Annotated in this window: 20 protein-coding genes; 10 read left to right on the plus strand and 10 right to left on the minus strand. The window is 73.6% G+C overall.

The genetic code is table 11. From position 1 onward, the window contains the following. The first annotated feature begins 2 nt into the window (after window positions 1-2). The 7 genes from RM446_RS15155 to RM446_RS15185 all read left to right on the plus strand — a co-directional run bounded on the left by RM446_RS15155 (window position 3) and on the right by RM446_RS15185 (window position 6,133). Window positions 3-953 (plus strand): carbohydrate ABC transporter permease, encoded by a 951-nt coding sequence (locus RM446_RS15155; protein WP_311545937.1) that lies wholly within the window; start codon window positions 3-5, stop codon window positions 951-953. Continuing rightward, on the plus strand, window positions 953-1,789 hold the full coding sequence (locus tag RM446_RS15160) for a carbohydrate ABC transporter permease (RefSeq protein WP_311545938.1): 837 nt from the start codon (window positions 953-955) through the stop codon (window positions 1,787-1,789). Before RM446_RS15155 ends, RM446_RS15160 begins: the two co-directional genes overlap by 1 nt. Beyond that, the gene (locus tag RM446_RS15165; RefSeq protein ID WP_311545939.1) at window positions 1,786-2,586 is read left to right on the plus strand and encodes an IclR family transcriptional regulator; all 801 of its coding nucleotides are present in this window, start codon (window positions 1,786-1,788) and stop codon (window positions 2,584-2,586) included. Before RM446_RS15160 ends, RM446_RS15165 begins: the two co-directional genes overlap by 4 nt. A 160-nt stretch (window positions 2,587-2,746) precedes the next feature. Continuing rightward, window positions 2,747-3,916, plus strand: coding sequence for an NAD-dependent epimerase/dehydratase family protein (locus RM446_RS15170; RefSeq protein ID WP_311545941.1), 1,170 nt, complete (start codon window positions 2,747-2,749; stop codon window positions 3,914-3,916). A 50-nt stretch (window positions 3,917-3,966) separates the two neighbouring features. Beyond that, on the plus strand, window positions 3,967-4,707 hold the full coding sequence (locus tag RM446_RS15175) for a glycosyltransferase family 2 protein (protein ID WP_311545942.1): 741 nt from the start codon (window positions 3,967-3,969) through the stop codon (window positions 4,705-4,707). Then, window positions 4,704-5,456 (plus strand): TIGR04282 family arsenosugar biosynthesis glycosyltransferase, encoded by a 753-nt coding sequence (locus RM446_RS15180; RefSeq protein ID WP_311545943.1) that lies wholly within the window; start codon window positions 4,704-4,706, stop codon window positions 5,454-5,456. The genes RM446_RS15175 and RM446_RS15180 overlap by 4 nt, the downstream gene beginning before the upstream one ends. Continuing rightward, on the plus strand, window positions 5,456-6,133 hold the full coding sequence (locus RM446_RS15185) for a class I SAM-dependent methyltransferase (RefSeq protein ID WP_311545944.1): 678 nt from the start codon (window positions 5,456-5,458) through the stop codon (window positions 6,131-6,133). Before RM446_RS15180 ends, RM446_RS15185 begins: the two co-directional genes overlap by 1 nt. Before the next feature lie 29 nt (window positions 6,134-6,162). Here RM446_RS15185 and RM446_RS15190 read toward each other — a convergent pair whose 3' ends face one another. After that, complete coding sequence (locus RM446_RS15190; RefSeq protein WP_311545945.1) at window positions 6,163-6,654, minus strand: hypothetical protein; 492 nt, start codon at window positions 6,652-6,654, stop codon at window positions 6,163-6,165. Then, window positions 6,651-7,937: a molybdopterin-dependent oxidoreductase gene (locus RM446_RS15195; RefSeq protein WP_311545946.1), complete on the minus strand. Its 1,287-nt coding sequence runs from the start codon at window positions 7,935-7,937 to the stop codon at window positions 6,651-6,653. Before RM446_RS15195 ends, RM446_RS15190 begins: the two co-directional genes overlap by 4 nt. A 420-nt stretch (window positions 7,938-8,357) precedes the next feature. Here RM446_RS15195 and RM446_RS15200 point away from each other — a divergent pair, with 420 nt between their 5' ends. Next, window positions 8,358-9,740 (plus strand): hypothetical protein, encoded by a 1,383-nt coding sequence (locus tag RM446_RS15200; RefSeq protein WP_311545947.1) that lies wholly within the window; start codon window positions 8,358-8,360, stop codon window positions 9,738-9,740. A gap of 240 nt (window positions 9,741-9,980) precedes the next feature. Here the strand turns inward: RM446_RS15200 and RM446_RS15205 are convergent, their stop codons facing one another. After that, window positions 9,981-10,982, minus strand: coding sequence for a GlxA family transcriptional regulator (locus RM446_RS15205; protein ID WP_311545948.1), 1,002 nt, complete (start codon window positions 10,980-10,982; stop codon window positions 9,981-9,983). A 72-nt stretch (window positions 10,983-11,054) separates the two neighbouring features. On the opposite strand from RM446_RS15205, the gene RM446_RS15210 reads away from it, so the two are divergent. Then, complete coding sequence (locus RM446_RS15210; protein WP_311545949.1) at window positions 11,055-12,353, plus strand: MFS transporter; 1,299 nt, start codon at window positions 11,055-11,057, stop codon at window positions 12,351-12,353. 56 nt (window positions 12,354-12,409) lie between these two features. On the opposite strand, the gene RM446_RS15215 is transcribed toward RM446_RS15210, so the two are convergent. The 6 genes from RM446_RS15215 to RM446_RS15240 all read right to left on the minus strand — a co-directional run bounded on the left by RM446_RS15215 (window position 12,410) and on the right by RM446_RS15240 (window position 19,897). Then, window positions 12,410-13,030: a hypothetical protein gene (locus RM446_RS15215; RefSeq protein WP_311545950.1), complete on the minus strand. Its 621-nt coding sequence runs from the start codon at window positions 13,028-13,030 to the stop codon at window positions 12,410-12,412. Window positions 13,031-13,256: 226 nt separating this feature from the next. Next, a complete protein-coding gene (gene yicI / locus RM446_RS15220; RefSeq protein WP_311545951.1) occupies window positions 13,257-15,590 on the minus strand; it encodes an alpha-xylosidase in 2,334 nt (777 codons plus the stop codon). A 115-nt stretch (window positions 15,591-15,705) separates the two neighbouring features. Beyond that, window positions 15,706-16,563 (minus strand): carbohydrate ABC transporter permease, encoded by an 858-nt coding sequence (locus RM446_RS15225; RefSeq protein ID WP_311545952.1) that lies wholly within the window; start codon window positions 16,561-16,563, stop codon window positions 15,706-15,708. Further along, window positions 16,560-17,528 carry a carbohydrate ABC transporter permease gene (locus RM446_RS15230; RefSeq protein WP_311545953.1) on the minus strand — a complete coding sequence of 323 codons (969 nt, stop codon included), beginning with the start codon at window positions 17,526-17,528 and terminating at the stop codon, window positions 16,560-16,562. Before RM446_RS15230 ends, RM446_RS15225 begins: the two co-directional genes overlap by 4 nt. Continuing rightward, on the minus strand, window positions 17,525-18,766 hold the full coding sequence (locus RM446_RS15235; RefSeq protein ID WP_311545954.1) for a sugar ABC transporter substrate-binding protein: 1,242 nt from the start codon (window positions 18,764-18,766) through the stop codon (window positions 17,525-17,527). Before RM446_RS15235 ends, RM446_RS15230 begins: the two co-directional genes overlap by 4 nt. Window positions 18,767-18,862: 96 nt before the next feature. Continuing rightward, entirely contained in the window at window positions 18,863-19,897 is a 1,035-nt protein-coding gene (locus tag RM446_RS15240; RefSeq protein WP_311545955.1) for a LacI family DNA-binding transcriptional regulator, read from the minus strand. A 425-nt stretch (window positions 19,898-20,322) separates the two neighbouring features. Between RM446_RS15240 and RM446_RS15245 the strand changes: the two genes are divergently transcribed. Beyond that, the gene (locus RM446_RS15245; protein ID WP_311545956.1) at window positions 20,323-22,770 is read left to right on the plus strand and encodes a PEP/pyruvate-binding domain-containing protein; all 2,448 of its coding nucleotides are present in this window, start codon (window positions 20,323-20,325) and stop codon (window positions 22,768-22,770) included. 155 nt (window positions 22,771-22,925) lie between these two features. Here RM446_RS15245 and RM446_RS15250 read toward each other — a convergent pair whose 3' ends face one another. Further along, window positions 22,926-23,876 carry a MurR/RpiR family transcriptional regulator gene (locus RM446_RS15250; protein WP_311545957.1) on the minus strand — a complete coding sequence of 317 codons (951 nt, stop codon included), beginning with the start codon at window positions 23,874-23,876 and terminating at the stop codon, window positions 22,926-22,928. Window positions 23,877-23,904 lie beyond the last annotated feature (28 nt).

A 23,904-nucleotide genomic window follows, 5' to 3' on the forward strand; every position in this document is an offset into this window, starting at 1 on the left:
GCATGGCCACCCCCGCACCGCCGCTCCGCGCGGCCGGGCGCGCCTTCGCCCGGCTGCGCCGGGGCGGCCGCCTGGAGCCGTGGGCGTACCTGGTCCCCGCACTGGCCGTGCTGGGCGCGCTGCTGGTCTACCCCCTGTACCAGCTCGTCCTCGTCTCCTTCTACGACTACCGCCAGCCGCAGGTCACCGGGGCCCAGCCGCTGCGCTTCAGCGGCTGGGAGAACTACCGCACCCTGCTGGGCGACCCGCAGTTCTGGGAGGTGCTCGGCAACACGGTCGTCTTCGCCGGCGCCTGCGTCACGGGGACCATCGCCGTCGGCGGATGCCTGGCCGTGCTGGCCACCCGCCTGTCGGCGTGGGTGCGGACCCTGCTCTTCCTCGCCGCGCTGGGCGCCTGGGCCACCCCCGCGGTCACCGGGAGCGCCGTGTGGCTGTTCCTCTTCGACCCCTCGCTGGGGCCGGTCAACCAGGCCCTGGCCGCCCTCGGTCTGACCGGCTTCGAGGGGCACTCCTGGACCTACACCAAGTGGTCGGCCTTCGGCCTGGTCCTCAGCCAGGTGGTGTGGTGCTCGTTCCCCTTCGTCATGGTCACGCTTTACGCCGGGATCCGCTCGATCCCCGGCGAGGTGATCGAGGCGGCGCGGCTCGACGGCGCTTCGACCGCCCGCGTCGCGCTCAGCGTCATGCTCCCGATGCTGCGCCCGGCGATGGCGGTCGTGACCGTCCAGTCGATCATCTGGGACTTCAAGATCTTCACGCAGATCTACATCATGACCGGAGGCGGCGGGATCGCTGGACAGAACCTGGTGCTCAACGTGTACGCCTACCAGCAGGCGTTCGCCTCGGGCCAGTACGGCCTGGGCTCGGCGATCGGCGTGGTCACCACCGCCCTGCTGCTGATGATCTCCCTCGTCTACCTGCGCGCCCTGCGCCGCCAAGGGGAGGTGCTGTGATGCTCCGCCGGCTGCGTACCGACGCCGCGGGACTGGCGGTGGCGCTGGTGGTGGCGTTCCCGCTGTACTGGATGCTGCTATCGGCCCTCAAACCCCGCGCCGACCTGGAGGCCGGCGACCCGGCCCCGTTCACTCTGACCCCCACCCTGGAGTCCTTCCGCCGCGTCCTGCTGGTGGAGGACTTCGGTCGCTACCTCCTCAACAGCCTCGGAGTGGCCGCCGCGGTGGTGGTCCTCTCGACGCTGTGCGCCTTCCTCGCCGCCGTCGCCCTGACCCGCTACAGGTTCCGCTCGCGCGCTACGCTGCTGGTCATGGTGCTCGTCGCGCAGATGGTCCCGGTCGAGGCGCTGACCATCCCGCTGTTCTTCCTCATGCGCGGCATCGGCCAGTCCGTCCCCCAGTTGGGCCTCAACCACCTGGGTTCGCTCGTGCTCGTGCACACCGCCTTCGCGATCCCTCTGGCGATCTGGATGCTGCGCGGTTTCGTCGCGGCGGTGCCCCGCGAGCTTGAGGAGGCGGCCTGGCTGGACGGGGCCGGCAGCTTCACGTTCGTGCGCCGGGTGCTGTTCCCGCTGACCGCGCCGGGGGTGGTGGCCACCAGTATCTTCGCGTTCATCATGACCTGGAACGACTTCCTGTTCGCGACCACCTTCATCATCTCCGCGCAGGAGAACCAGACGCTGCCCGTGGCGCTGCTGTCCTTCTTCCGCCCCGATGAGAACGACTGGGGCGCCATCATGGCGGGTTCGGTCCTGATGACCCTGCCCGTCCTGGTCTTCTTCCTGTTCGTGCAGCGCCGCCTGGCGTCGGGCCTGGGAGGTGCGGTGAAGGGGTGAACGCCGAGCCCGCGCCGAGGCGCAACGCCTCGGTCTCCCTGCGCCGCGGGCTGGCGATCGTGGAGTTCGTCCGCACGCTGCCCTCAGCGGGCGGCGGCGCGACCCTCACCCAGCTCGCCGAAGCCGTGGGCATCAACAAGAGCTCGGTCCTGCGCCTGGCGGCCCCGTTGCAGGAGGCGGGGCTGCTGCACCGCGACAGCGCTACCGGCCGCTTCCGGCTGGGGCCGGGCGCCCTCGCGCTGTGGCAGGCCTACCTGGACCAGCTCGACCTGCGCTCGGTCGCCTCCGACCACCTGCGCGGCCTGATGCGCCGCACCGGCCACACCTGCCACCTGGTGCTGGCGGACGGGCACGACGTCGTCTACGCCGACAAGGTGGAGAACACCACGACCGTCCGGATGGCCTCGCGCATCGGCGCCAGGATGCCCGCCTACTGCACGGCGGTGGGCAAGGCGATCCTCGCGTTCTCCCCGGCCGACCTGGTCGCCGACGTCCTCGCCGGCGGCCTCGCCCCGGTCACCGAGCACACCGTCACCGACCCCGCGCTCTTCCACGGGGAGCTGCGCAGGGTCCGCGCGCGCGGCTACGCCATCGACGACCGGGAGAACGAGCCCGAGGTGCGCTGCGTGGCGGCGCCGGTCTTCGACCACAACCGCGACCCGATCGCGGCCATCAGCGTCTCGGCGCTGGTCAGCCGCCTTCCTCCGGCGCGGGTGCGCGAGTTGGGGCCGCAGGTCGCCGAGGTCGCCGCCCGCGTCTCCACCGAGCTCGGCGCCCCCGCGGCTCAGGCCGAGTAGCTGCTCGATGATGTGGTCGGCGTAGTCGGCGAGGAACTCCTCGCGCTCACACCCCGCCGATCTTGTAGCTATCGCAAACGGAAATCGTTTTCCTTCACGATGGCTACAAGATCGGCGGGGTTCGGTCCCGTGCGGGGGCGACGGCGGATAGCTTTCCGGGATGCGCATTCTCGTCACCGGCGGAGCCGGGTTCATCGGATCACACGTCGTCGCCGCGCTTGCGCGGGCCGGGCACGAGCCTGTCGTGCTGGACACGCAACCTCCGCCGGAGGGGCCGGGCGAGGCCGTCCGGTGCGATGTCCGCGACGCGGCGGGGGTTGAGGCGGCACTGCGCGGCGTCGACGCGGTGTGCCACCAGGCGGCGATGGTGGGGCTGTCGCCGGACTTCGGCGACGCGCCCGACTACGTCGGCGTGAACGACCTGGGAACCGCCGTGCTGCTGGCGGCGATGGCGCGCGCCGGGACCGGCCGCCTGGTGCTGGCCGGGTCGATGGTGGTCTACGGCGAGGGCCGCTACACCTGTCCCGAGCACGGCGACGCCGGCCCCGGGCCGCGCCGCCCGGCCGACCTGGACGCAGGGCGGTTCGAGCCGCCGTGCCCGCAGTGCGGTGCCGCACTGGAGCCCGGCACGGTGGGAGAGGACGCGCCCGCCGACCCGCGCAGCGTCTACGCCGCCACCAAGCTCGCCCAGGAGCACCTCGCCGCCGCGTGGGCCCGCTCGACCGGCGGGCGCGCCGTTTCGCTGCGCTACCACAACGTCTACGGTCCCGGCATGCCCCGCGACACCCCCTACGCCGGTGTGGCCTCCTTCTTCCGCTCGGCGCTGGCGCGCGGCGAAGCGCCCGCCGTCTTCGAGGACGGACGCCAGCGGCGCGACTTCGTCCACGTGCGCGACATCGCGGGCGCCAATACGGCCGCGCTCGACGCCGTCGCCGACCGCGAGGCCGGCACCCTCCGGGCCTACAACGCCGGCAGCGGCACCCCGCACACCGTCGGCGAGATGGCCGAGGCGCTCGCCCGTGCGCACGGCGGGCCGTCCCCCCGCGTCACCGGCGAGTACCGCCTCGGCGACGTCCGCCACATCACCGCCTCCTCCCGACGGCTCATGGACGAACTGGGCTGGCGCCCGCGGGTGGGCTTCGACGAGGGGATGGCGGAGTTCGCCGAGGCGCCGCGCCGCGCCGCGCGCCGGAGTTTTTTCGACCGCGCCGAGTCGCTCCGCGGTCGGCGGCTCCGAAGAACCGTTGTGCCCCGGGGGACCGACACGGCGCCCCGGGCATGGCGAGGAGTGATAGAGAACGAAGAGTGCACGGAAATTGACTCTTCGTAATCGAAGGTGGCGGCGGGGAGAGCCCCCGTCGGGTCGGCGCAGGAGGTGCCATGGGCGAAGGCGAGCCGCGCGACGGGTCGGAGCGGGCAGCGTCGACAGGGGAACCGACCGGCCGCGGGTCTCCGCCGGCCGACGTGGTGCTGCCGTGCCTGGACGAGGCCGCGGCCCTTCCGTGGGTGCTGGACCGCATCCCCGCCGGATGGCGCGCGATCGTCGTCGACAACGGCTCCACCGACGGCTCCGCCGACATCGCGGCGCGGCTGGGCGCACGGATCGTCACCGAGACCCGGACCGGCTTCGGTGCGGCCTGCCACGCGGGCCTTCGCGCTGCCGACGCGGAGTTCGTCTGCTTCTGCGACTGCGACGGGTCCCTGGACCCCGCGCTGCTGGTGCCCATGGTCGATTCGGTGCGCAGTGGCGCGGCCGACCTGGTCGTGGGCCGGCGCCGCCCCACCGCCCGCGGCGCCTGGCCCCCCCACGCGCGGGCGGGCAACGCCGCCGTGGTGCGGATGCTGCGGCGGCGCACCGGCGTGCGCCTGGGCGACATCGGACCGCTGCGCGCCGCCCGGCGCACCGCCCTGCTCGACCTCGCCCTGACCGACCGCCGCTCGGGCTACCCGCTGCAGATGGTGGTGCGCGCCGCCGACGCGGGCTGGCGTATCAGCGAGGTCGACGTCCCCTACACCCCGCGCAGCGGGCGCTCCAAGGTCACCGGCACCTGGCGGGGCACCTGGACGGCGGTTCGCGACATGCGCGCGGTCCTGCGCACACCGTCGGAGGGGATCCGATGACCGGCCCGGTCGGCGGCCGCCGCGACACCGCCGCCGCGGAGGCCGGGCCCGGCCCGGCGGAGTCCGCACAGCGCACGCCCACCCCGCGCACGGCGGAGCGCCGCGCGCCCACGGGCCCGACGGCGCTGCTGGTCATCGCCAAGGAGCCGGTGCCGGGGCGGGCCAAGACGCGCTTGGCACCCGCCTTCGGTGCAGAGGCGGCCGCCGAGCTGGCCGCCGCTGCCCTCGCCGACACTCTCGACGCGGTCCTGGCCGCGCCCGCCCGCCGCCGAGTGCTCGTGCTCAGCGGCGAACCGGGGCCGTGGCTGCCCGACCACGGCTTCGAGGTCGTCGCCCAAGCGAGCGGCGGCCTGGACGAGCGGCTCGCCGCCGCATTCGCCGCCTGCACGGGTCCCACGCTGCTGATCGGTATGGACACCCCGCAGGCCACCCCGGCCGTGCTGGCGCCGGCGCTTGCGGCCGACGCCTGGCAGGACGCCGACGCGTGGTTCGGCCCCGCCGAGGACGGCGGGTTCTGGGCGCTGGGCATGGCCCGCCCCGACCCGCGGCTGCTGCGCGGCGTGCCGATGTCCACCGAGCGCACCGGCGCGATCCAGCGCGACCGGCTGGTGCGGGCCGGCCTGCGGGTGCGCGACCTGCCCCGGCTGGTCGACGCCGACACCCCCGAGTCCGCCGCCCGCGTCGCCCGCGCCGCCCCCGGCGGCCGGTTCGCCGAGGCCTGGCGGCGCAACCGCCCGGAAGGTGCCTGATGGCGGGCGTGGGCGCCGCGCGCAGGGCCTCCGCGGTCCGCACGGGCGACCCCTACTCCCGGGCACTGGAGAGCGGGCGCGGTCCGCTCTTCCTTCGCTGCGCGGACGGACGCGCGCTGCCACTGGAGATCGAGCGCTGGTGCGCTCTGCCCGACGCGGCGGACGCCTCGGTCCTGCGGCGGTGCCTGGGCGCGGTGCTCGACGTCGGCTGCGGGCCGGGGCGGATCGTGGCCGACCTCGCCGGTCGCGGGCACCGGGCCCTGGGCGTGGACGTCCACCCCGACGCCGTGCGCCGCACCCGCGCCGCCGGCGGCCGGGCACTGTGCCGCAGCGTTTTCGACCGGCTGCCGGGCGAGGGAAGCTGGGACACGGCGGTTCTGCTGGACGGCAACATCGGCATCGGCGGAGCGCCCGAGCGCTTGCTCGCGCGCCTGGCCGAGGTGGTGGCCCCGCCCGGCCTTCTGCTGGTGGAGGCCGCGGCCGAGGACGTCGACGAGCGGATGGCGGTGCACGTGTGCGACGGCCGCGGCCGGTGCAGCGCCCCGTTCCTGTGGGCGCGCGTGGGGCAGCGAGCCCTGGGCGCGGCGGTCGGCGGCACCGGGTGGGAGGTGGCCGAGACGTGGCACCAGCAGAGCCGGTGCTTCGCCGCCCTCCGCCGCTGCGGGGCGGCCGCATGAGGCCCCGGCGGCCGACCGTGCCGCGCGGCTCAGCGGAGCGGGCCGCCCCCGCGCCCGGTCCGGGCGGCCAGGACCCGTCCCACCAGCAGCAGCGCCGAAGCTCCGAACAGGGCGGCCGTGACCAGCAGCCAGCGCCCCGCAAAGACGTCGCCGGGCATTCCCGTGACCTGCTCGTACTCTTCCGCCAAGCCGAAGATCAGCGGCAGCCAGACCAGGAGCAGGAGCCCGGAGAGCAGGGCGGGCACGCGCACGTGGTTCAGCCACGGCCGCGGGCCGCGCCCGTCGTCGCCGCGGCCGCGGACACCCGCGGCCGCCTGGGCGGCACGGTCCAGGGCGGAGTACGCCGGCAGCAGGACCAGGTCGTGGGCCAGCGCGGCGCCCGCGAACCACACCGCAGCCACGACGGGGTCGTCGGCCAGCAGGCGCAGCCCGGCGTAGGCGGCGAGCGCCAGCGAGCACACCATCAGCACCAGGTGCAGCCCCGATCCGCCGTAGCGGCTGCGCAGGCGGCCGCCGGTCATGCCGGGCCGCCGAACGTCAGCCGGCCGACCCACTTCGTGTTGTGCACACCCGGATTGGCCGGGACGATCACGCGCGCCGGGAATCCGTGGTCGGGCGAAAGGTCGGCGCCGTTGACCCGAAGGGCCAGCAGCGAGCGGGGATCGCGCACCTGGTTGGCGCGCAGCGCGGCGGAGCGGAATGCTCCCTCGCGCTGCACCGACTCCACCATGACCCCCGGTGGCCCGCCGTCGGCGGTCCGCGCGCCGACCATCGCCGCGAGGTCGGCCAGCCGCACCCCGCTCCACTCCTGGTCAGCGGTCGACCACCCCTCCACGCAGGCGATAGGCAGCGCCGCACTGTGCTGGGCCAGCGCCAGCAGCTCCGCGCGGTCCAGCACACGCTCGCGCCCGCCGCCGCGTACGGCCAACCGCCAGTCGGGGCCGATGTCGCCGGGGGAGACGCCGACGGCCGCGGCGGTCTTGTTGACCTGGAAGCCGTTGGGGCCGCTACCGGGATTGCGCCCGCGCGGCGCCAGCAGCGCCGTCGGGCGCAGCGGTCCGCCGATGCTCTGCCCGGCGGTCACCGCGAACAGGGTCAGCGACCCCAGCCCCACGATCGCCAGCGCACCGCGCCGCGACACCGTGGCCGGAGCCGGGCGCGTCGCCTCCAGCCCGGTGCCGCCCGAAACCGCGGACGAGGCGCGGGCGGCGGGCGAGAGCGGCCCCGTGTCGCGCCCGCGTGTGCTCAGAGCACGGACCACCACGCGCAGGCGCAGCGCGACGTGCACGCCCAGCGCGGCGATGAACACCCAGGCGCCGTAGAAGTGCAGTCGGTAGAAGGAACCGGGGAACAGGTAGGTGAGCTGGACGTTGAGCAGGCCCGTGGCGAACTGGAACACCGCGCCGCCGACGAGCAGCAGCAGGGACAGCCGCTCCAGCGCATGCGCCGCGGAGCGCACCGGCGGCCAGGCGAACAGTCTGGGGATCACCGACCACAGCTTGGCCAGCAGCACCGGGACCAGCACGATGCCGAGGGTCACGTGCAGGCCCTGAGTCAGCCGGTAGAGCCAGCGCGGCTCCGTCGGCCAGTCGAAGAGGTAGAAGCCGAGCAACCCCTTGTCGGGGGTCTTGTCGTTGACCGGCGACAAGTCGGGATTGTAGGCGGCGTAGGAGAGGAGGCCGGTCGTGAACACCACCGCGACCCCAGCCAGGAGTACGAGGCCGAGAACGGAGGTGAGCCAGGGGCCCCGCAGCGGGCTGCGCCAGAACCCCGGACGTGAGGGGCCCGGCGGGCCCTCGCGCACAGCCGATCCCAGGCGCCCGCGCAGGCCCGCGGGCTTTGCGGAGCCGGGCCGCGGGCTGCTGCCGCCGCGCGGCGGCACTTGGGCCGCGGGGTCCCTCCGACGAGGTCCTGCGCCGTGTCCGCTGTCGTCCAAACCGGCCTCCCCCGCGTCGGCCCGCGCGCTCTCGCCGCGGGTGGGGCCCGCCGGCCCCCCGTGCCGCGGGTGCGGCCGTGCCCACCCGGAACCGGCCGGTCGGCCCGGCGCCCCGCCACCGACCCATACCCTAGGCGCGGCCCCGGCGGACCGCCGCCCCGACGCGCCACGGAGAGCGCCGTCCGGCGCGGGCCGGTGCACGTTTGCGGCGCCGCCTCGGCGGCTGTGGGCACGCCGTCCGGCACGCGGCGGCCGGGCGCACCGGCAGCCGGCGCCCGTGGAGGCGCCGTGAGTACCGCCCGTTCGCAGCGGCCCGCGTCCGGCGCCGCGGTGGCCCGCCCCGACGTCGCCACGGCGGTGGGCGCGGCGGTGTTCTTCGCCGCCGCCGCGGTCGTCGGCGTGCTGATCGAGCGCATGGGGCAGAAGCTCTACGTCGACTGGGAGCCGCTGTACTCCGTCTGGATGCCGCACGTCGGCCCCGGAACGCTGCCCGCACTCGCGATCGCGGTGGCGGTCGCGGGTTGGGGGCCCGCGGTCGCGGCCCGGCTGTCCTGGCGCGCGCTGGTGTGGTGCGCCTGGGGCGCGGCGGCGGCCTGGACCTTCGCGCTCGCCCTGATCGACGGCTGGGAGCGGGGCATCGCCGAAACCCTGAGCGGCAAATACGAGTACCTCCATGCGATGGACCGCTGGGACGATCCCGGCGCGGCGCTGCGCGGCTTCACCGACTACATCCTGCTCGACGTACCGCACAACTGGACGGTCCACGTGGCCGGGCACCCGCCCGGCGCCATGCTGACCTTCGTGGGGCTGGACCGCGTCGGCCTGGACGGAGGGGCGTGGGCCGGTGTGTTCTGCATCGTCGCCGGCACCTCCGCCGCCGCGGCGATCCTGGTCACGCTGCGCGCCCTGGGCGCCGAGCAGCCGGCGCGCCTGGCCGCGCCGTTCATCGTGCTGGCGCCCGCCGCGATGTGGGTGGGCACTTCGGCGGACGGCTACTTCGCCGCGGTCGCCGCCTGGGGGCTGGCGCTGCTGGCCGTCGCCGGGACGGCGGCGCACACCGGCGCACGCTGGGCCGCGGCGCTGGGCGCGGGACTGGTGCTGGGCTGGGTGCTGTACCTGTCCTACGGCCTGACCCTGATGGCCGTCCTCGCCGTCGCGGTGGTCGCCTGTATCCGCACCCTGCGCCCGCTGCCCCTGGCCGTCCTCGGCGCCGCGGCGGTCGCCGCCGCGTTCACCGTCGCGGGGTTCTGGTGGCTGGAGGGCTACGACCTGCTCGTGACCCGGTACTTCCAGGGCGTGGGCGGCAAGCGGCCCTACTACTACTGGGTCTGGGCGAACCTGGCCATCGTGGTGGTCACCGCCGGGCCGGCGGCGATCGCCGGACTGCGCCGTGCGGTGCTCGCCGCACCGGCGGCGGCGGGACGCCTGCGCCGCGGGCCACCCCGGGGGACCGACGCCCTGGTGATCCTGACGACGGCCGCCCTGCTGGCGATCGCCGCCGCCGACCTGTCGGGCATGAGCAAGGGCGAGACCGAGCGGATCTGGCTGCCGTTCGTGGTGTGGGCGGTGCCTGCCGCCGCGCTGCTGCCCGCGCGCGGCCACCGGGTGTGGCTTGGCGTGCAGGCGGCGGTGGCGCTGGCGGCCAACCACCTGCTGCTCAACGGCTGGTAGTGCGTGCCGGGCGGGCGTTCGCGCGCCCGCCCGGCCGGCCTTCCCCGCCGATCTTGTAGCCATCGTGAAGGAAAGCGATTTCCATATACGATAGCTACACGATCGACGGTGCTCAGGATCGAACCGGGGAACCTGCTGAGTGCGGGCCGGCGGGCACGCCGGCCGAGGAACGCAGGTCGTCGCCGAAGCGGACGCCCGCCGTACCCGCGGCTGTCGTGCTGCAGGCAGCACTGTGCGGGCCTACCGCCCAGCTCTGTCGTAAGAGGGGTGGAACGTGTTCCGATAGGCGCTCGGCGACATACCCAGTTGTGCCCGGAGGTGCTGGCGCAGAGAGGCCGTGGTTCCGAATCCGGAGTCCTCGGCCACCCGATCGACAGGCAGGTCCGTTTCCTCCAGCAGCCGCCGGGCTCGTTCGATTCGCTGCTGGGTCAGCCATTCAAGCGGAGATATCCCCATCTCGCTCCGGAAGCGGCGGGTGAAGGTGCGGACGCTCATCGTCTCCCGGGCCGCGAGGTCGCGCAGTGTCAACGCTCGATCGAGGTGGTCCAGCGCCCAAGCGCGCGCACGTCCGGTGGTCGAGCGTTGCGGTTCGGGCGCGGTTCTCCTGATGAACTGTGCTTGGCCGCCTTCCCGGTGGGCGGGCACAACAGCGCTGCGAGCCACGTCATTGGCGACAGCGATCCCGTGGTCCTTGCGGATCATGTGCAAGCACAGGTCGATCCCGGATGCCTCGCCCGCAGCGGTCAATACCGTGCCCTCGTCGACGTAGAACACATTCGGATCCATGTCGACGGTTGGATACAGGCGCCGGAACCGCGCGGCTGAATTCCAATGTGTCGTCGCCTTCCGGCCGTCGAGCAGCCCCGCTCCCGCAAGGACGAACGCGCCGGTGCAGATCGACGCGATGCGTGCATGAGCGGGTATGCGCGCCAGGGCCGCAGCCAGAGGTGCGGGCAGTCGTGCGTCGGCGCCGGGTCCGTAGTCCTCGTCGGATGCCGGAACGATCACGGTGTCGGCCTCGGCGAGCGCCTCCGGCCCGTGGGCGACGGATAGCGCGAAGTCGGCGGTCGTGCGCACGCCGCCGGCGGTCACTGCGCAGGTCACGACCTCATACAGCCGCTCGCCCCCGGGCACCGCCGCTTGCGAGAAGAGTTGGTGGACGATGCTCAACTCCATCGCCAGCACGCCCTGGCGGACGAGGACGGCGATCCGGTGCCGATCGGGGTGCAGGAAGGCACTCATGGCCGGATTATGACACATGTTGGCCTGCAGGCCACTCGTGCGCGGATCGGGTGCTTTCCGAGGATGGGCGGTATGAGCCAGACATCGCTGCAGCCGCGCTCGCCTGCGCGCCGTGACGGACCCCGCGTGCACCGCGCCTGGTGGGTTGCCGCCACCACAGGACTGGTCATCCTCGTGAGCGGATGGTCCACGGGTCTGCCCGACGTGCTCACTAATCCGCTCCGCCAGGAGTTCGGCTGGTCGCGCGGCACGATCGGGTTCGCGTTCGCGGTGAACATCATGCTGTACGGATTGACGGCCCCGTTCGCGGCAGCACTGATGGACCGCGTCGGAATCCAGCGGGTGGTCGCCGGCGCATTGACGATCATGGCGGCCGGAGCAGCGCTGACCACCCTGATGACCGCCTCCTGGCAGTTGGTGGTCGGCTGGGGACTCCTCGTGGGACTGGGAACCGGCTCCCTGGCGTTGACCTTCGCGGCCACCGTCACGAATCGCTGGTTCGTCGCCCGGCGCGGCATGGTGAGCGGCGTCCTCACATCGGCGAGCATGTTCGGCGGCATGGCATTGCTGCCGCTGCTGGCGTGGTTGGTCACGAATTTCGGCTGGCGATCATCGGTGGTGGCGGTGGGGCTGTCCGCCCTGGCCCTGGTGCCCCTCGTGTGCCTGGTTCTGCGCGATCACCCGGGCAACCTGGGGATGAAGGCGTACGGCGCCGCTGAATTCACGCCGGCGCCGCCGCGCGCCGAGGGTGCGGGGCGCCACGCTCTCCTGGTGTTGGGTGAAGCGATCAGAACCCGGCCGTTCCTGCTGCTGATAGGAACATTCGGTGTCTGCGGCGCATCGACCAATGGAATCATGATGACCCATTTCCTCCCCGCCGCGCACGACAACGGGATGCCCATCACGGTCGCTGCCGCGCTGCTTGCAGGAATGGGCGTCTTCAATGTCGTCGGTGCGACCGCGTCGGGCTGGCTCACGGATCGCGCCAGCGCACCATGGCTGCTCACCGCCTACTACGCCCTGCGCGGGGTGTCCCTGGTATTGCTCCCCCTTTTCATGGCACCGACTGTTCAGGTGTCCATGGTCGTGTTCGTCGTAGTGTACGGATTACTCGATCTCGCGACCGTGCCCCCCACAATCGCGTTGTGCCGCGAGTTCTACGGAAACAGCAAGGGTACGGTCGTCTTCGGTTGGGTCAGCGCGGCCCATGCCCTCGGCGCAGCGGCTGCGGCGTTCCTCGGGGGCGTGTTCAGAGGGCTGGTCGGTTCCTACACGCCGGTCTGGATCGGCGCGGGAGTGCTATGCGGGGTCGCCGCACTCCTGGCGCTGGCGCTCAGACGATCCCGGTCGGCCTCGGCCGCCGATGTGTGAACATCCTCCGCAGCAGCCGGGCCGGGCCGGGCCGATTCGGCCCGGCGGCCGTCGGATCACACGTTGCGGGTCCAGGTGTACCAGGGGCCGCTCAGGTGTTCGTAGGAGTCCTCCTCACCGGCCGTCGGGGGGCCGTCGGGGCTGTAGGCGAAGCCGCGCTCGTTCAGGAAGCCCGCGCCCTCGACCAGGAAGCGCGCGCCCTTCCGGTCGCCGAGGTCCCCGGCCTGCTGCACGCTGTACGGTCCGAACCGGTCGGGGGCCTCCGACGCCGCGGGGTCGGAGGCGTAGGCGGCCACCGCCGGCTGTGCCCACGCCGTGCCTGCGCGCATGCAGGCGCCGGACTGGGTGAGTGCCACCGTGGCGGCCATGATTCCCAGCACGGTTCCCCATCGCGCCCAGTCCTGCCACGGGGGGCGCCCGTGCCGCACGCCGAAGACCGGCTGCATGACCGCCTTGATGCCGACGGCGAGCAGCAGCAGGACCCAGACCGAGGCCGTCGCCAGCAGCGGCTGGAAGTAGCCGCCCGGCGCCGAGTACGTCCACAGGCTGACGAGCGCGTTGGCCGCGGCGGCGCCGCCGACGATCCACCCGGGGGGACCCGCGAACCAGCGGCGGAACCGGGAGTCGCCGGGTGTCCTGCCCGGCCTGAAGGCCTTGTTTCCGGTCGCGTCGACCACGGTCGCCGTCCTCCTGCTTCGGGGTCTGGGGGTGCGGACATCCTGCCACCGCTCCGGGCGGAAGCGGACCGTCCGGGTCCGGGCCGCCCGGGTCACCATCGGACGGCTGCGGGCGGCCGCGCGTTCCCCGCGACCGCCCTTGCGGCGACCCCGCCCCGCCCCGCTGCCGCCCCGAACGGCGCCGCCCCCGCACCGGTGCCGTGCGGCCGCCCCCAGCGCCGAGCGGTCAGCCCAACCCGATCCGCACCCGCCGGGAGCCCGGCGCGCACTCGGCGCGCAGGCCCTCGGCCGTCTCGACCACGCGCTGGGCGCCCTCCACCGACGCGCCGGCGCCGGCGCCGACCAGGAGCACGTTCCACGCGGCGGCGGTGCCGGACTCGGCCTCGACCACGACCGCCCCGCCCTCGCGCCGCGTGGTGAACACCGCGGCCGGGCGGCCGTCGGCAGCGGGTACCTCGGTGCGCACCGGTTCCGACGCCCCCGCGCCGGGGCAGACGCGCAGGGTCACCCCGTCGGCGAAGTCGTAGTCGGGCCGGTCCTCCACCGCGCCCTCCGGCAGCACCGCGCCCGGACGTACGAGCAGCGGAAGGGAGTCGAAGCCGTGCACCTCGCGCCGCCATGCGGGCCCGTGCACGGCCTCTCCGTCACTCAGCCGGCGCCACTCGCCCTCGGGCACGTAATACTCGACCTCGCCCTCGGCGGAGAACACCGGCGCCACCAGCAGGTCGCCGCCCAGCATGTACTGGGTGTCCAGGTGGTGGCAGGTCGGGTCGTCCGGGAATTCCAGCAGCATCGCCCGCATGACGGGCACCCCGTGCTCGTGCGCCTCGACCGCCGCGCCGAACAGGTAGGGCATCAGCCGGCACTTCAGCCGGGCGAACCGGCGGGCGATGTCGCTCGACTCCGCGTCGAAGGCCCACGGCACCCGGTAGGAGCGGCTGCCGTGCAGCCGGCTGTGCGACGACAGCAGCCCGAACGCCAGCCACCGCTTGAACAGCCCGGCGTCGGGAGTGCCCTCGAACCCGCCGATGTCGTGGCTCCAGAACCCGAACCCGGACAGGCCGAGTGACAGGCCGCCCCGCAGGTTCTCGGCCATCGCCCCGTAGGTCGAGGCGCAGTCGCCGCCCCAGTGCACCGGGAACGACTGCCCGCCGGCCGTGGCCGACCGGGCGAAGACCACCGCCTCGCCCTCGCCGCGCTCCTCGCGCAGCAGGTCGAACACCGTGGCGTTGTACAGGTGGGTGTAGTAGTTGTGCATGCCCTGCGGGTCGGCGCCGTCGGCCCAGACCACGTCGGTGGGGATCCGCTCGCCGAAGTCGGTCTTGAAGCAGTCCACGCCCATGTCCAGCAGGGCGCGCAGCTTGCCGGCGAACCACGCGCGCGCAGCCGGGCTGGTGAAGTCCACCAGCCCCATGCCCGCCTGCCACATGTCCCACTGCCACACCGTGCCGTCGGGCCGGCGCACCAGGTGCCCCAGCCGCGCGCCCTCCTCGAACAGCTCTGAGCGCTGGGCGATGTAGGGGTTGATCCACACGCACACCCGCAGCCCGCGCTCCTTCAGGCGGGCCAGCATGCCCGCGGGGTCGGGGAACCGTTCGGGGTCCCACCGCAGGTCGCACCAGTGGAACTCGCGCATCCAGAAGCAGTCGAAGTGGAAGACGCTCAGCGGGACGCCGCGCTCGGCCATGCCGTCGACGAACCCGGTCACGGTCTGCTCGTCGTAGTCGGTGGTGAACGACGTCGACAGCCACAGCCCGAACGACCACGGCGGCACCAGAGCGGGGCGGCCGGTCAGCGCCGTGTACCGGTCCAGGATCTCCTTGGGCGTGGCGCCCTGGATCACGTAGTAGCGCAGCGCCTGGTCGGAGACGCTGAACTGGACCCGGCCCACCGACTCCGACCCCGCCTCGAACGAGACCGGGCCGGTGTGGTCGACGAAGACCCCGTAGCCGCGGTTGGTCAGGTAGAAGGGGACGTTCTTGTAGGCCTGCTCGCTGCTGGTGCCGCCGTCGGCCTGCCAGATGTCGACCGCCTGGCCGTTGCGCACCAGCGGCGTGAACCGCTCGCCCATGCCGTACACCAGCTCGCGCACGCCCAGCGAGAGCTGCGTCAGCATGTGGTGATCGCCGTCGGGGGTCTCGGCGAATCCGGTGCCGCGGTCGCCGACCGACGTCAGCGTGCGCCCGCCGGAGCGGAAGTCCAGCCGCCACGGTCCCTCGGTGTCCACCCGCAGCGACAGCTCGCCGCTCTCCAGCTCCAGCACCGGTCCCTCGCGGCGCGCCTTGGGCGCGGCGGCGGGGTCGTCGCGCACCGCGAACTTTGGGGCGCGGCGGCGGGAGCCCGCCAGGTGCGTGGTCTGCACCCCGATGACTCCCGGCGCCGGTGACCAGGCCTCCACTGTCAGCAGGGGCGTGTTCAGGGTGTCGCCGCGGTGGTGGATGGCGCGGACGGGTGCGTAGAGGGTGATGCCGTCGTTCTCGACACGGGCGTCGCGGGTCTCGCGCGCGTAGTGGGCGCGCACGCCCTCCCGTGTCTGCCAGAACCCGTCGGTGAACTTCATGGCCGCCTTCGTCTCGTGCTGCGTGCTGAGCGGAACGTCTGCAAGGGTCGGCGGGGCCAGCGGGCGCCGCCGGAGCGGCGCGGCGGCGCCCTCTGCGACCGGGGCCGCGGGGGCCTCACTTGATCGAACCCCCCGAGATCCCCGCCGCCACGTAGCGCTGGGCGATGACCAGCAGGATCGCCGCGGGGACGGACGACAGCGTCGCCACCGCCATCACCGCGCCCCAGTCGCCCACGTGCGCGCCGAGGTACTCGTAGATGCCCAGCGTCACCGGCTTGACCGCGTCGGTGGTGTTGAGGGTCAGCGCGAAGAGGAAGTCGCTCCAGGCGAAGAGGAAGGTGAACAGCCCGCCGGTGATCAGCGCGTTGCGGCTCATCGGCAGCGCGATGCCGAGCATCACCCGCCACCGGCCGGCGCCGTCGACCATCCCGGCCTCCAGCACCTCCTCGGGGATGGCGACCATGAACGCGCGCAGCAGGATGATGGTGAAGGGCAGCCCCAGCGACGCGTCGGCCAGGATCAGGCCCAGGTAGGAGTTGACCAGGTCGAGCTCCACATAGGCGTTGTAGAGCGCGTTGGCCACGACGATGCCCGGCACCATCTGGGTGATCAGCGTGCCGAATACCACGGGGCGCGCCCCGCGCAGCCGGAACCGGGCCAGCGCGTAGGCGGCCGGCGCGGCCAGCGCCAGGCACACCGCCACGGCCCCCAGCGCCACCAGGATGCTGGTGAGCAGGTTGCCGGCCTGGGAGTCCCAAGCGCGCCGGAAGTTGCTCAGGTCCAGCGTCTGGGGCAGCCATCGCACCTCCGAGAGCGCCGCGGCGGGCTGCAGGGCGATGTTGACCATCCAGTACAGCGGGAACAGCAGGACGGCCAGGACCAGCACGCCCAGGGCCGTGCCGGCGTAGTCCCGGCGCTTGGCGCGCGTCAGGCGCGCGCCCGGGCGCCGGGCGCTGCTCGCGGTGCTGCTCATTGCGCCACCCCCTCGCGGTTGGCCCGCAGGTAGATCACAGCGAAGACCATGCTGATCAGGATGAGTACGTTGCCGACTACGGCGCCCTGGCCGAAGTCGAGCTCCAGGAACGACAGCTGGTAGGTGTGGGTGCCCAGCGTCTCGGTGGCGTTGGCCGGGCCGCCGTTGGTCAGCGCCAGGATCAGGTCGAGGATCTTGACGGTGGACATGAAGCCCAGCACCAGCACCACGGTGACCACCGGCCGCAGCATCGGCAGCGTCACGCCGAAGAACCGGCGGAAGAAGCCCGCGCCGTCCAGTACCGCCGCCTCGCGGATCTCCTTGGGGATCTCCTGCAGCCCGCCGTAGAGGATGACCATGTTGAAGGGGACCCCGATCCAAATGTTGACCAGCACGACCGACAGCAGTGCGAAGTCGGGGCTGCTCAGCCAGGGGATCGCCGAGTCGGTGAGCTGAAGGCCCTGCAGCGCCTCGTTGAGCACCCCGGTCTCCTGGTCGAGCACGCGGCGCCAGAGGGTGCCGGCGACCACCATCGGGATCAGCCACGGAAGCAGGAGCAGCGAGCGCATCACGCCCGACAGCGGGAAGCGCCGCGAGAAGAACAGCGCCAGGGCCATGCCGATCGTGAACTGGCCGAGCAGCGACCCGGCCGTGAACAGCAGTGTGTGCCAGAGGGAGGAGGCGAACAGCTCGTCGCTGAGGACCGCGCGCCAGTTGTCCAGGCCGGTGAACGGCGCTTCCCCAGTGAAATAGGTGCGCGGGGTGTAGCTCTGGAAGCTCATCACCACGTTGCGCACCAGCGGGTAGCTGAAGAACACCAGCATGTAGAGCACGGCCGGCGCGACGAACAGCCACTGGGAGGCGATGCGGCGGCGCCGTGCGGATGCGCGTCCGTGCGCGCCTGGGGAGCGCTCCCGGGCGCCCGGGCCGGGGGACTTCGCGGAGTCGGAGAGGGTAGTCGTCATCGCCGGCTCCTCAGTTCCTGCCGCACCTGCGACTGCGCCCGCGACATGGCCTGCTCGGGGGTCGCCTCACCGGTCAGCGCGGCCTGCAGGGCGGTGCCGATGGCCTGGGAGTAGACGTTCCAGTCGGTGCCGACGTGCTCGGTCCGGCTGCGCGCCGTCTCGACCTGGTCGGCGAACGCCGCCAGCTCCGGCACCTCCTCGCGGTACCGCTCGGCCGCCTGCGGGTTCACGGGGACGTTGCTGGCCTTGGTCGACCACTCCAGCTGGGCCTGCGGCTCGGTCAGGCACTCCACCAGCCGGCCGGCGGTCTTCTCGCGCCCGGGGTGCTCGACGTCGACCGGCACGGTGAAGGTCGTACCGCCGATGGGTGCGACCGGCTCGGCGCCCTCCTCGGGCACCGGGACCTCCACGACGCCCCAGTCGAGGTCGGGGTGCTCGGCCAGCACGGGCTGCTGCCAGGGGCCGTTGACCATCATGGCGGCGTTGCCCGCGATGAACTGGTCGTTGACGTCGGCCTGGGTCCAGTTCACCGCCGAGCGCGACGCCGAGCCGTCCTCGATCAGCGAGACGACGAACTCCAGCGCCTCCACCGACTCCGGCGAGTCCAGCCGGCGCTCGTCGCCGCCGTTGGACCACAGCCACGGCAGGAACTGGTAGACGCCGTCCTCGGTGGACAGCGCGCTGATCGCCAGCCCGTAGCGGTCTCCCTCGGTGAGCCGCTCCGCCGACGCGCGCAGTTCCTCCCAGGTCTGCGGAGGTTCGACGCCCTCCTCCTCCAGGATGTCCTTGTTGTAGAACAGCCCCAGCGAGTTCACGGACCGGGCGGCGCCGTAGTAGGTGCCGTCGTAGCTGCCGAAGGAACGGGCGCCGTCCGACAACTCGCCGGGCGGCATGCCCAGTTCGGCCAGCGGCACCAGGCCGCCCGCGGAGGCGAACTGGGGCATGTCCGAGCCGTCGAGTACGAGCACGTCGGGCAGCGAGTGCGACGACGCCATGCGCAGTGCCTTGGGCACGAGCTGGTCGGCGGGCACGCTCAGCTGGCGCACCTGCACGCCCGCGCGCTCGCCGCACTCCTTCATCACCTCGTCGTCCCAGCTGTGGTAAGGCTCGTCGGTGCTGGAGTTCATGATCGTGTACACGTCCGGGTCGGGCTCCGCGGCGCATCCGGCGCACAGCAGGGCCAGCGCGGCGGCCGCCGCGGGTACGCCGCGCGGCGGCCGCAGTAGGCGGTCTCTCATGGGGGTCTCCGTAGGGCGGGCACTGGGGCCCGCGAGGGGTGGCGGATTCCTGGTCGGGGAACGGGACGGCGGGGCGCCCGGAGGCGCGGCCGGGGGTCAGGGAGCCGGAGCCACCGTCGACCCCCGGATCATCCGCGGCGGGATGAGCCGGTGCGGGGCGGAGTCGCCGCCGGCGCGGCCGGGGTCGCCGGCCGCCTCGACCGCCTCGGCGGCCAGCCGGGTCACGGCGGCCGACATCTCGGCGACGGGAAGTTCGATGCGGGTGACGTCGAGGCCGCCGAGGTCTTCGGGGAAGCTGCCGACGGCCACGAGCGACACGTCGCGGGGCACCTGGACGCCGCGCGCCGCCAGGTGCCGCAGGATGCCGGGGATCGCCGCGGGGTGCTGGACGGCCAGCGCCGTCGGCGGGTCCGCGGAGTCGAAGCGGGCGTCGAGCCGGCGGTACAGCTCCGCGGGGTCGCCGCTGGAGTGGCAGACGTCGACGTGCGCGGCCAGCTCCGCCGCGGCGCGCGCGGCGCCGCGGATTCCGCGCACGGAGTAGGTGCGCCCGGTGCCGACGTCCTCCTCGACCGTGGCCAGGTACAGCACGCGGCGGTGGCCGGCGTCGCGCAGGGCGCGCACGGAGGCCAGCGCGGACTCCTCCCAGTCGAGGTCGGTCCAGGGGGCGGCGGACTCGTCGGCAGGGTGGCCGATCAGCGCGACGGGGAAGTCCAGCGCGCGCATGGCCGCCACGCGCGGATCCTCCATCTCGACGCCCATCAGCACGGCGGCGTCGGCGAACCGGCTGCGCGCGGCGCGTTCCAGACCCGCGCCGGCGTCGCCCGAGCCCGGCGGCGTCACCAGCAGCACCAGGTAGCCGTGCTTGCCCGCGGCCTCGCTCAGCCCGTACATGAAGCGCCCGCCGACCGGCAGGTACCCGGTCCCCGACAGCGGCAGCGCGAGCGCGAGGACGTCGGTTCGGGTGCTGCGCAGCGACCGCGCCCCGGCGTTGGGGTGGTAGCCGAGCTCGTCGACGGCGGCCTGCACGGCAGCGCGGGTTTCGGCCGAGATCTTGCGGGAGCCGCTCAGCACATAGGACACCGTGCTGGGCGCGACCCCCGCCGCCTGGGCGACGTCCTTGATGGTGGCCACCGGCTCCCCGCCTCCTCGCTGTCGTTCGAATCGATTCGATGAACGATCGAACAGAGCCGTCGAATCGATTCACCGCCGGGCGGAATGCTAGGCGTCACGCGCGGCTGTGGCAAGCCCCACACCGGGGCCCAACCCCCGTCGATCTTGTAGCTATCGTGAAGGAAAACGGTTTCCAGTGACGATAGCTACAAGATCAACGGCGCGGGCGCCGCTACGCCGCGCCGAGACGGCGGCGCCGGACGCGGTAGCCGAGCGGGTCCCGGGGCGGCGGCGGGGATCCCGCGGGTTCCTTAACGGCACTCTGACGGCCGCATGCCGCTGCAGCCCTGGTATGCCGCAGCGCGCGGCGGCACCATGGCGGCAGGACGCCGACGGTCTGAGCCGCCCCACTGCGGGCTCTTCGGCGCCGCGAGGAGGAGTGCGCTATGGACGTGGTGAGGCTGGACGCCATTGCGGCGGGCATGGAGGACTCCGTCGGGGGCAAGGCCGCCGGGCTCGGCGCGATGCTCGCCCTGGGCGAGCGCGTGCCTTTGGGGTTCTGCCTGACCACCGATTCTTACGCGGCGGGGGAGGTCCCCGAGGACGAGCTGCTGGCGGCCTACCGCGAGATCGGGGGCGGGCCTGTGGCCGTGCGGTCCAGCGCCACCGCCGAGGACCTGCCCGAGGCCAGCTTCGCCGGCCAGCAGGAGACCTTCCTGAACGTGGAGGGCGGAGGCGCTCTGGTCGAGGCGGTGCGCCGCTGCTGGGAGTCGCTGGACACCGGCCGGGCCCGCGCCTATCGGGAGGCGAACCTGCCGCCCGGGACCGAGGCGCGCATGGCCGTGGTCGTCCAGCGCATGGTCGACGCGCAGACCGCCGGCGTGCTGTTCACGGCCGACCCGACGACCGGCAGCCGCTCGCGCACCGTCGTCGACGCGGCCCACGGCCTGGGAACGGCGGTGGTCGACGGCAGCGTCATCCCCGACCACTACGTCCTCGACGCCGGCGCCCGCCCCGAGGGCCCCGACGACGGCTGCCTCTCGCCCTCCCAGCTCGCGGAGCTGCACGCGGCCGGCGACCGGCTGCAGCACGGCCTCGGCGCACCGCAGGACGCCGAGTGGGCCTACGACCGCGACGGCGTCCTCTGGTTGCTCCAGTCGCGGCCGATCACCGCGCTCTTCCCGCTCCCGGCCGAGCCCCGGCGCCCCGAGCCGCGCTTCTACCTGGAGATCGGCAACATCCAGGGCATGGTCCGGCCGTTCACCCCCGCCGGCATGTCCCTGCTCGAAGAGGCCGTCGAGCGCATGTACGCCGCCGCCCGCCTGGACGACGGCGTCCGGGACTACTTCGACGTGGCCGCGATCGGCGGCCGCCTCTTCGTCGACGTCACCGGCCTGATGCGCAGTCCGCGCATCCGCCCCGGCCTGGCCGAGAGCATGCAGGTCTACGGTCCGCGGGTGCAGGCAGCCGTGCGGCTCATGGTGCAGGACCCGCGCTTCACCGGCGCCCCGGCCCCCGGAGGGTTCCCCGTGCTTCCGCTGCTCCGGATGGCGCTGAAGTACGGACCGCCGTCGCTGCTCGCCTGCGCCGACGTCCTCGCCCGCCCGGAAGCGGCCCGCGTCCGGGCCCGCGCGGCCATCGCGGAACTCCGCCGCCACCGGGGCCCCGGCGCCGAGGCCGACGCCGCCGAGCGGCTGCGCTACCTCCGCGAGGACGGGTTCTCGGCGGTCTTCGGTCCCGAGATCGCCCGGGTCACCATGCCGACGATGGTCGGTGTGTTCCTGCCCATGGCATTCCCGGCGCTGCTGAAGGGCGTCGCCACGCCCGAGGAGGCCGCCGAGGTGCTGCCCGGCGCGCCGCACAACGTCACCACCGAGATGGACCTGGAGCTGTGGCGGCTGGCCGAGGGCGCCGCCGAACACCGCGACCTGCTCACCGGAACCGACCCGGCGGAACTGGCCGCGCGCTACCACGCGGGGACGCTGCCCGACATCGGACTGCAAGAGTTCCTGAGCCGCTACGGCCACCGCGCCGGCGCCGAGATCGACCTCGGCGTGCCGCGTTGGGCGGAGGATCCCGCGCCGCTGTTCGCGACCATCGCGAACTACCTGCGCCTGGACGATCCCGAGCAGGCCCCTCCGCGGCGCTTCGAGCGCGCCGCGGCCCGCGCCGAGGCCGCCGTCGCCGACCTGTCGCGGCGCGCCGTCCGCGCCCGGCCGGTGCGCGGACGCGTCGCCGCGTTCCTGATGCGCCGCACCCGCGAGCTGGTGGGCATGCGGGAGCTGACAAAGTTCGCCTGGCTGATCCCCTACGCCGAGATGCGGCGGCAGCTCCTGCTCGCCGGAGCGGAGCTGGCCGACCGCGGTCTGCTCGACGCCGCCGAGGACATCGTGTTCCTCGATCTCGACCGGGCCCGCGCCGCCGCCGAACGCGGCGTCGACCAGCGCGACCGCGTCGCCGAGCAGAAGGCCTTCTACACGCGCGAGCTGCGCCGCCGGTACGTCCCGGCCGCGATGCTGTCGGACGGCACCGACGTCGAGGCGCTGGCCCCGCCGCTGCCCGCCTCCGACGCGACCCTCGTCGGCTCCCCGGCCGCGGCGGGCCGGGCCACGGGGCGCGCGCGAGTCGTCTTCGACCCGGCGGGCGCCCGGATCGAGCCGGGGGAGATCCTGGTCGCCCCGACCACCGACCCGGGCTGGACGCCGCTGTTCATGACGGCCGGCGGCCTGGTCACCGAGACCGGCTCGGCGGTGGCGCACGGGCCCACGGTGGCCCGCGAGTACGGCATGCCGGCCGTGATCTGCCTGCGCGGCGCCACGCAGACGATCTCCACCGGGGACCTGATCACGATCGACGGCGGCGCCGGGACCGTGGTCTTCGAGACGGAGGAGTGAGGGACGGCCGGTCAGCCGGGCGGTCCTACGACCACTTCGTCCAGGACGGCCCCCTTCCGCCGCCCCGCCGCTCGCCGCCGACCGGGCGCGGGGTGCCGTGCCCCGCCGGCTGCGGCCCGGGACCCCCGGGCCGCCCTGGCCGACGACGGCGCCCGTCAGGGCGGCCCGTCCTCCCCGCCGTTCCCGCCCTCGCGCTCCGGCGGGCCGTGCTCGGTGCCCGAGGGAGCGACGTCGGCGTCGATGTCGGTTCCCGCGATCTCCTCGCGCAGCCGGTTCAGTCGCTGGCGCGCCGCGACCGAGCCCGAGCGGTCGCGTGCCGCGAGATCCATGACCAGGGCGTGGACCACCAACCGCCCCGCGAAGTTCTCGTCGGCCGCGCCGGCGGTGGACGGTGGAGTGGACAGCACGGCGTCCACGCGCTCGCGCAGTTCGTCGCCGAGTGCCTCGGTGATCACCACGACGGGCGCGCCCACCTCCGCGCAGTGGCCCAAGAGCGCCTCGATCTCGCGGAAGAGGCGCAGCGGGGCCACCACGACGACCACGTCGTCGGCGCCGATGCCCAGCAGGTCGTCGGCCAGCCGGAACCCGGAGGTCTCGACGGCGGTGCCGCGCCGTCCCAGCCGGCCCAGCTCGATCGCCAGGTAGTGCGCGGTCGACGACGCCGGGCCGATGCCGTAGCAGACGGTCCGCGCCGCCCCGCCGATCAGGTCGACGGCGGCGGCGAAGGCCCGGGTGTCGAGCACCTCGGGCAGCCGTCGCAGCAGGTCGGCGCTGTCGGCTATCACCCGGTCCAGCACTGGTGCGCCGCCCAGTCCCTCCAGCCGCTGGTCCAGCACCATGGCGGGGTCGCGGCGCGCCGTGAGCATCTCCAGGACCGAGCGCTTGAGCTCGCGCAGCCCGCTGAATCCGAGTGAGCGCGCGGTGCGCACCACCGTCGCGTCGCTGGTCCCCGTCAGCGCTGCCAGCCGCTGGGCGGAGGCGGTCACCGCCTCGGCGGGCCGGTTGAGCACGAAGTCGGTGACGGCGCGTTCGCGCGGGGACAGCGAGTCCAGCCGCGCCGTGACGCGTGCGCGGAACCCGCCGTCCTCGGTTGATGAAGTTTTCATGTCACTATTGATCCCAACATGAAGTGAA

Origin of the sequence: Streptomonospora wellingtoniae (genome assembly GCF_031845375.1) — a bacterium.
In the GTDB taxonomy this organism is placed as follows: Bacteria; Actinomycetota; Actinomycetes; order Streptosporangiales; family Streptosporangiaceae; genus Streptomonospora; species Streptomonospora wellingtoniae.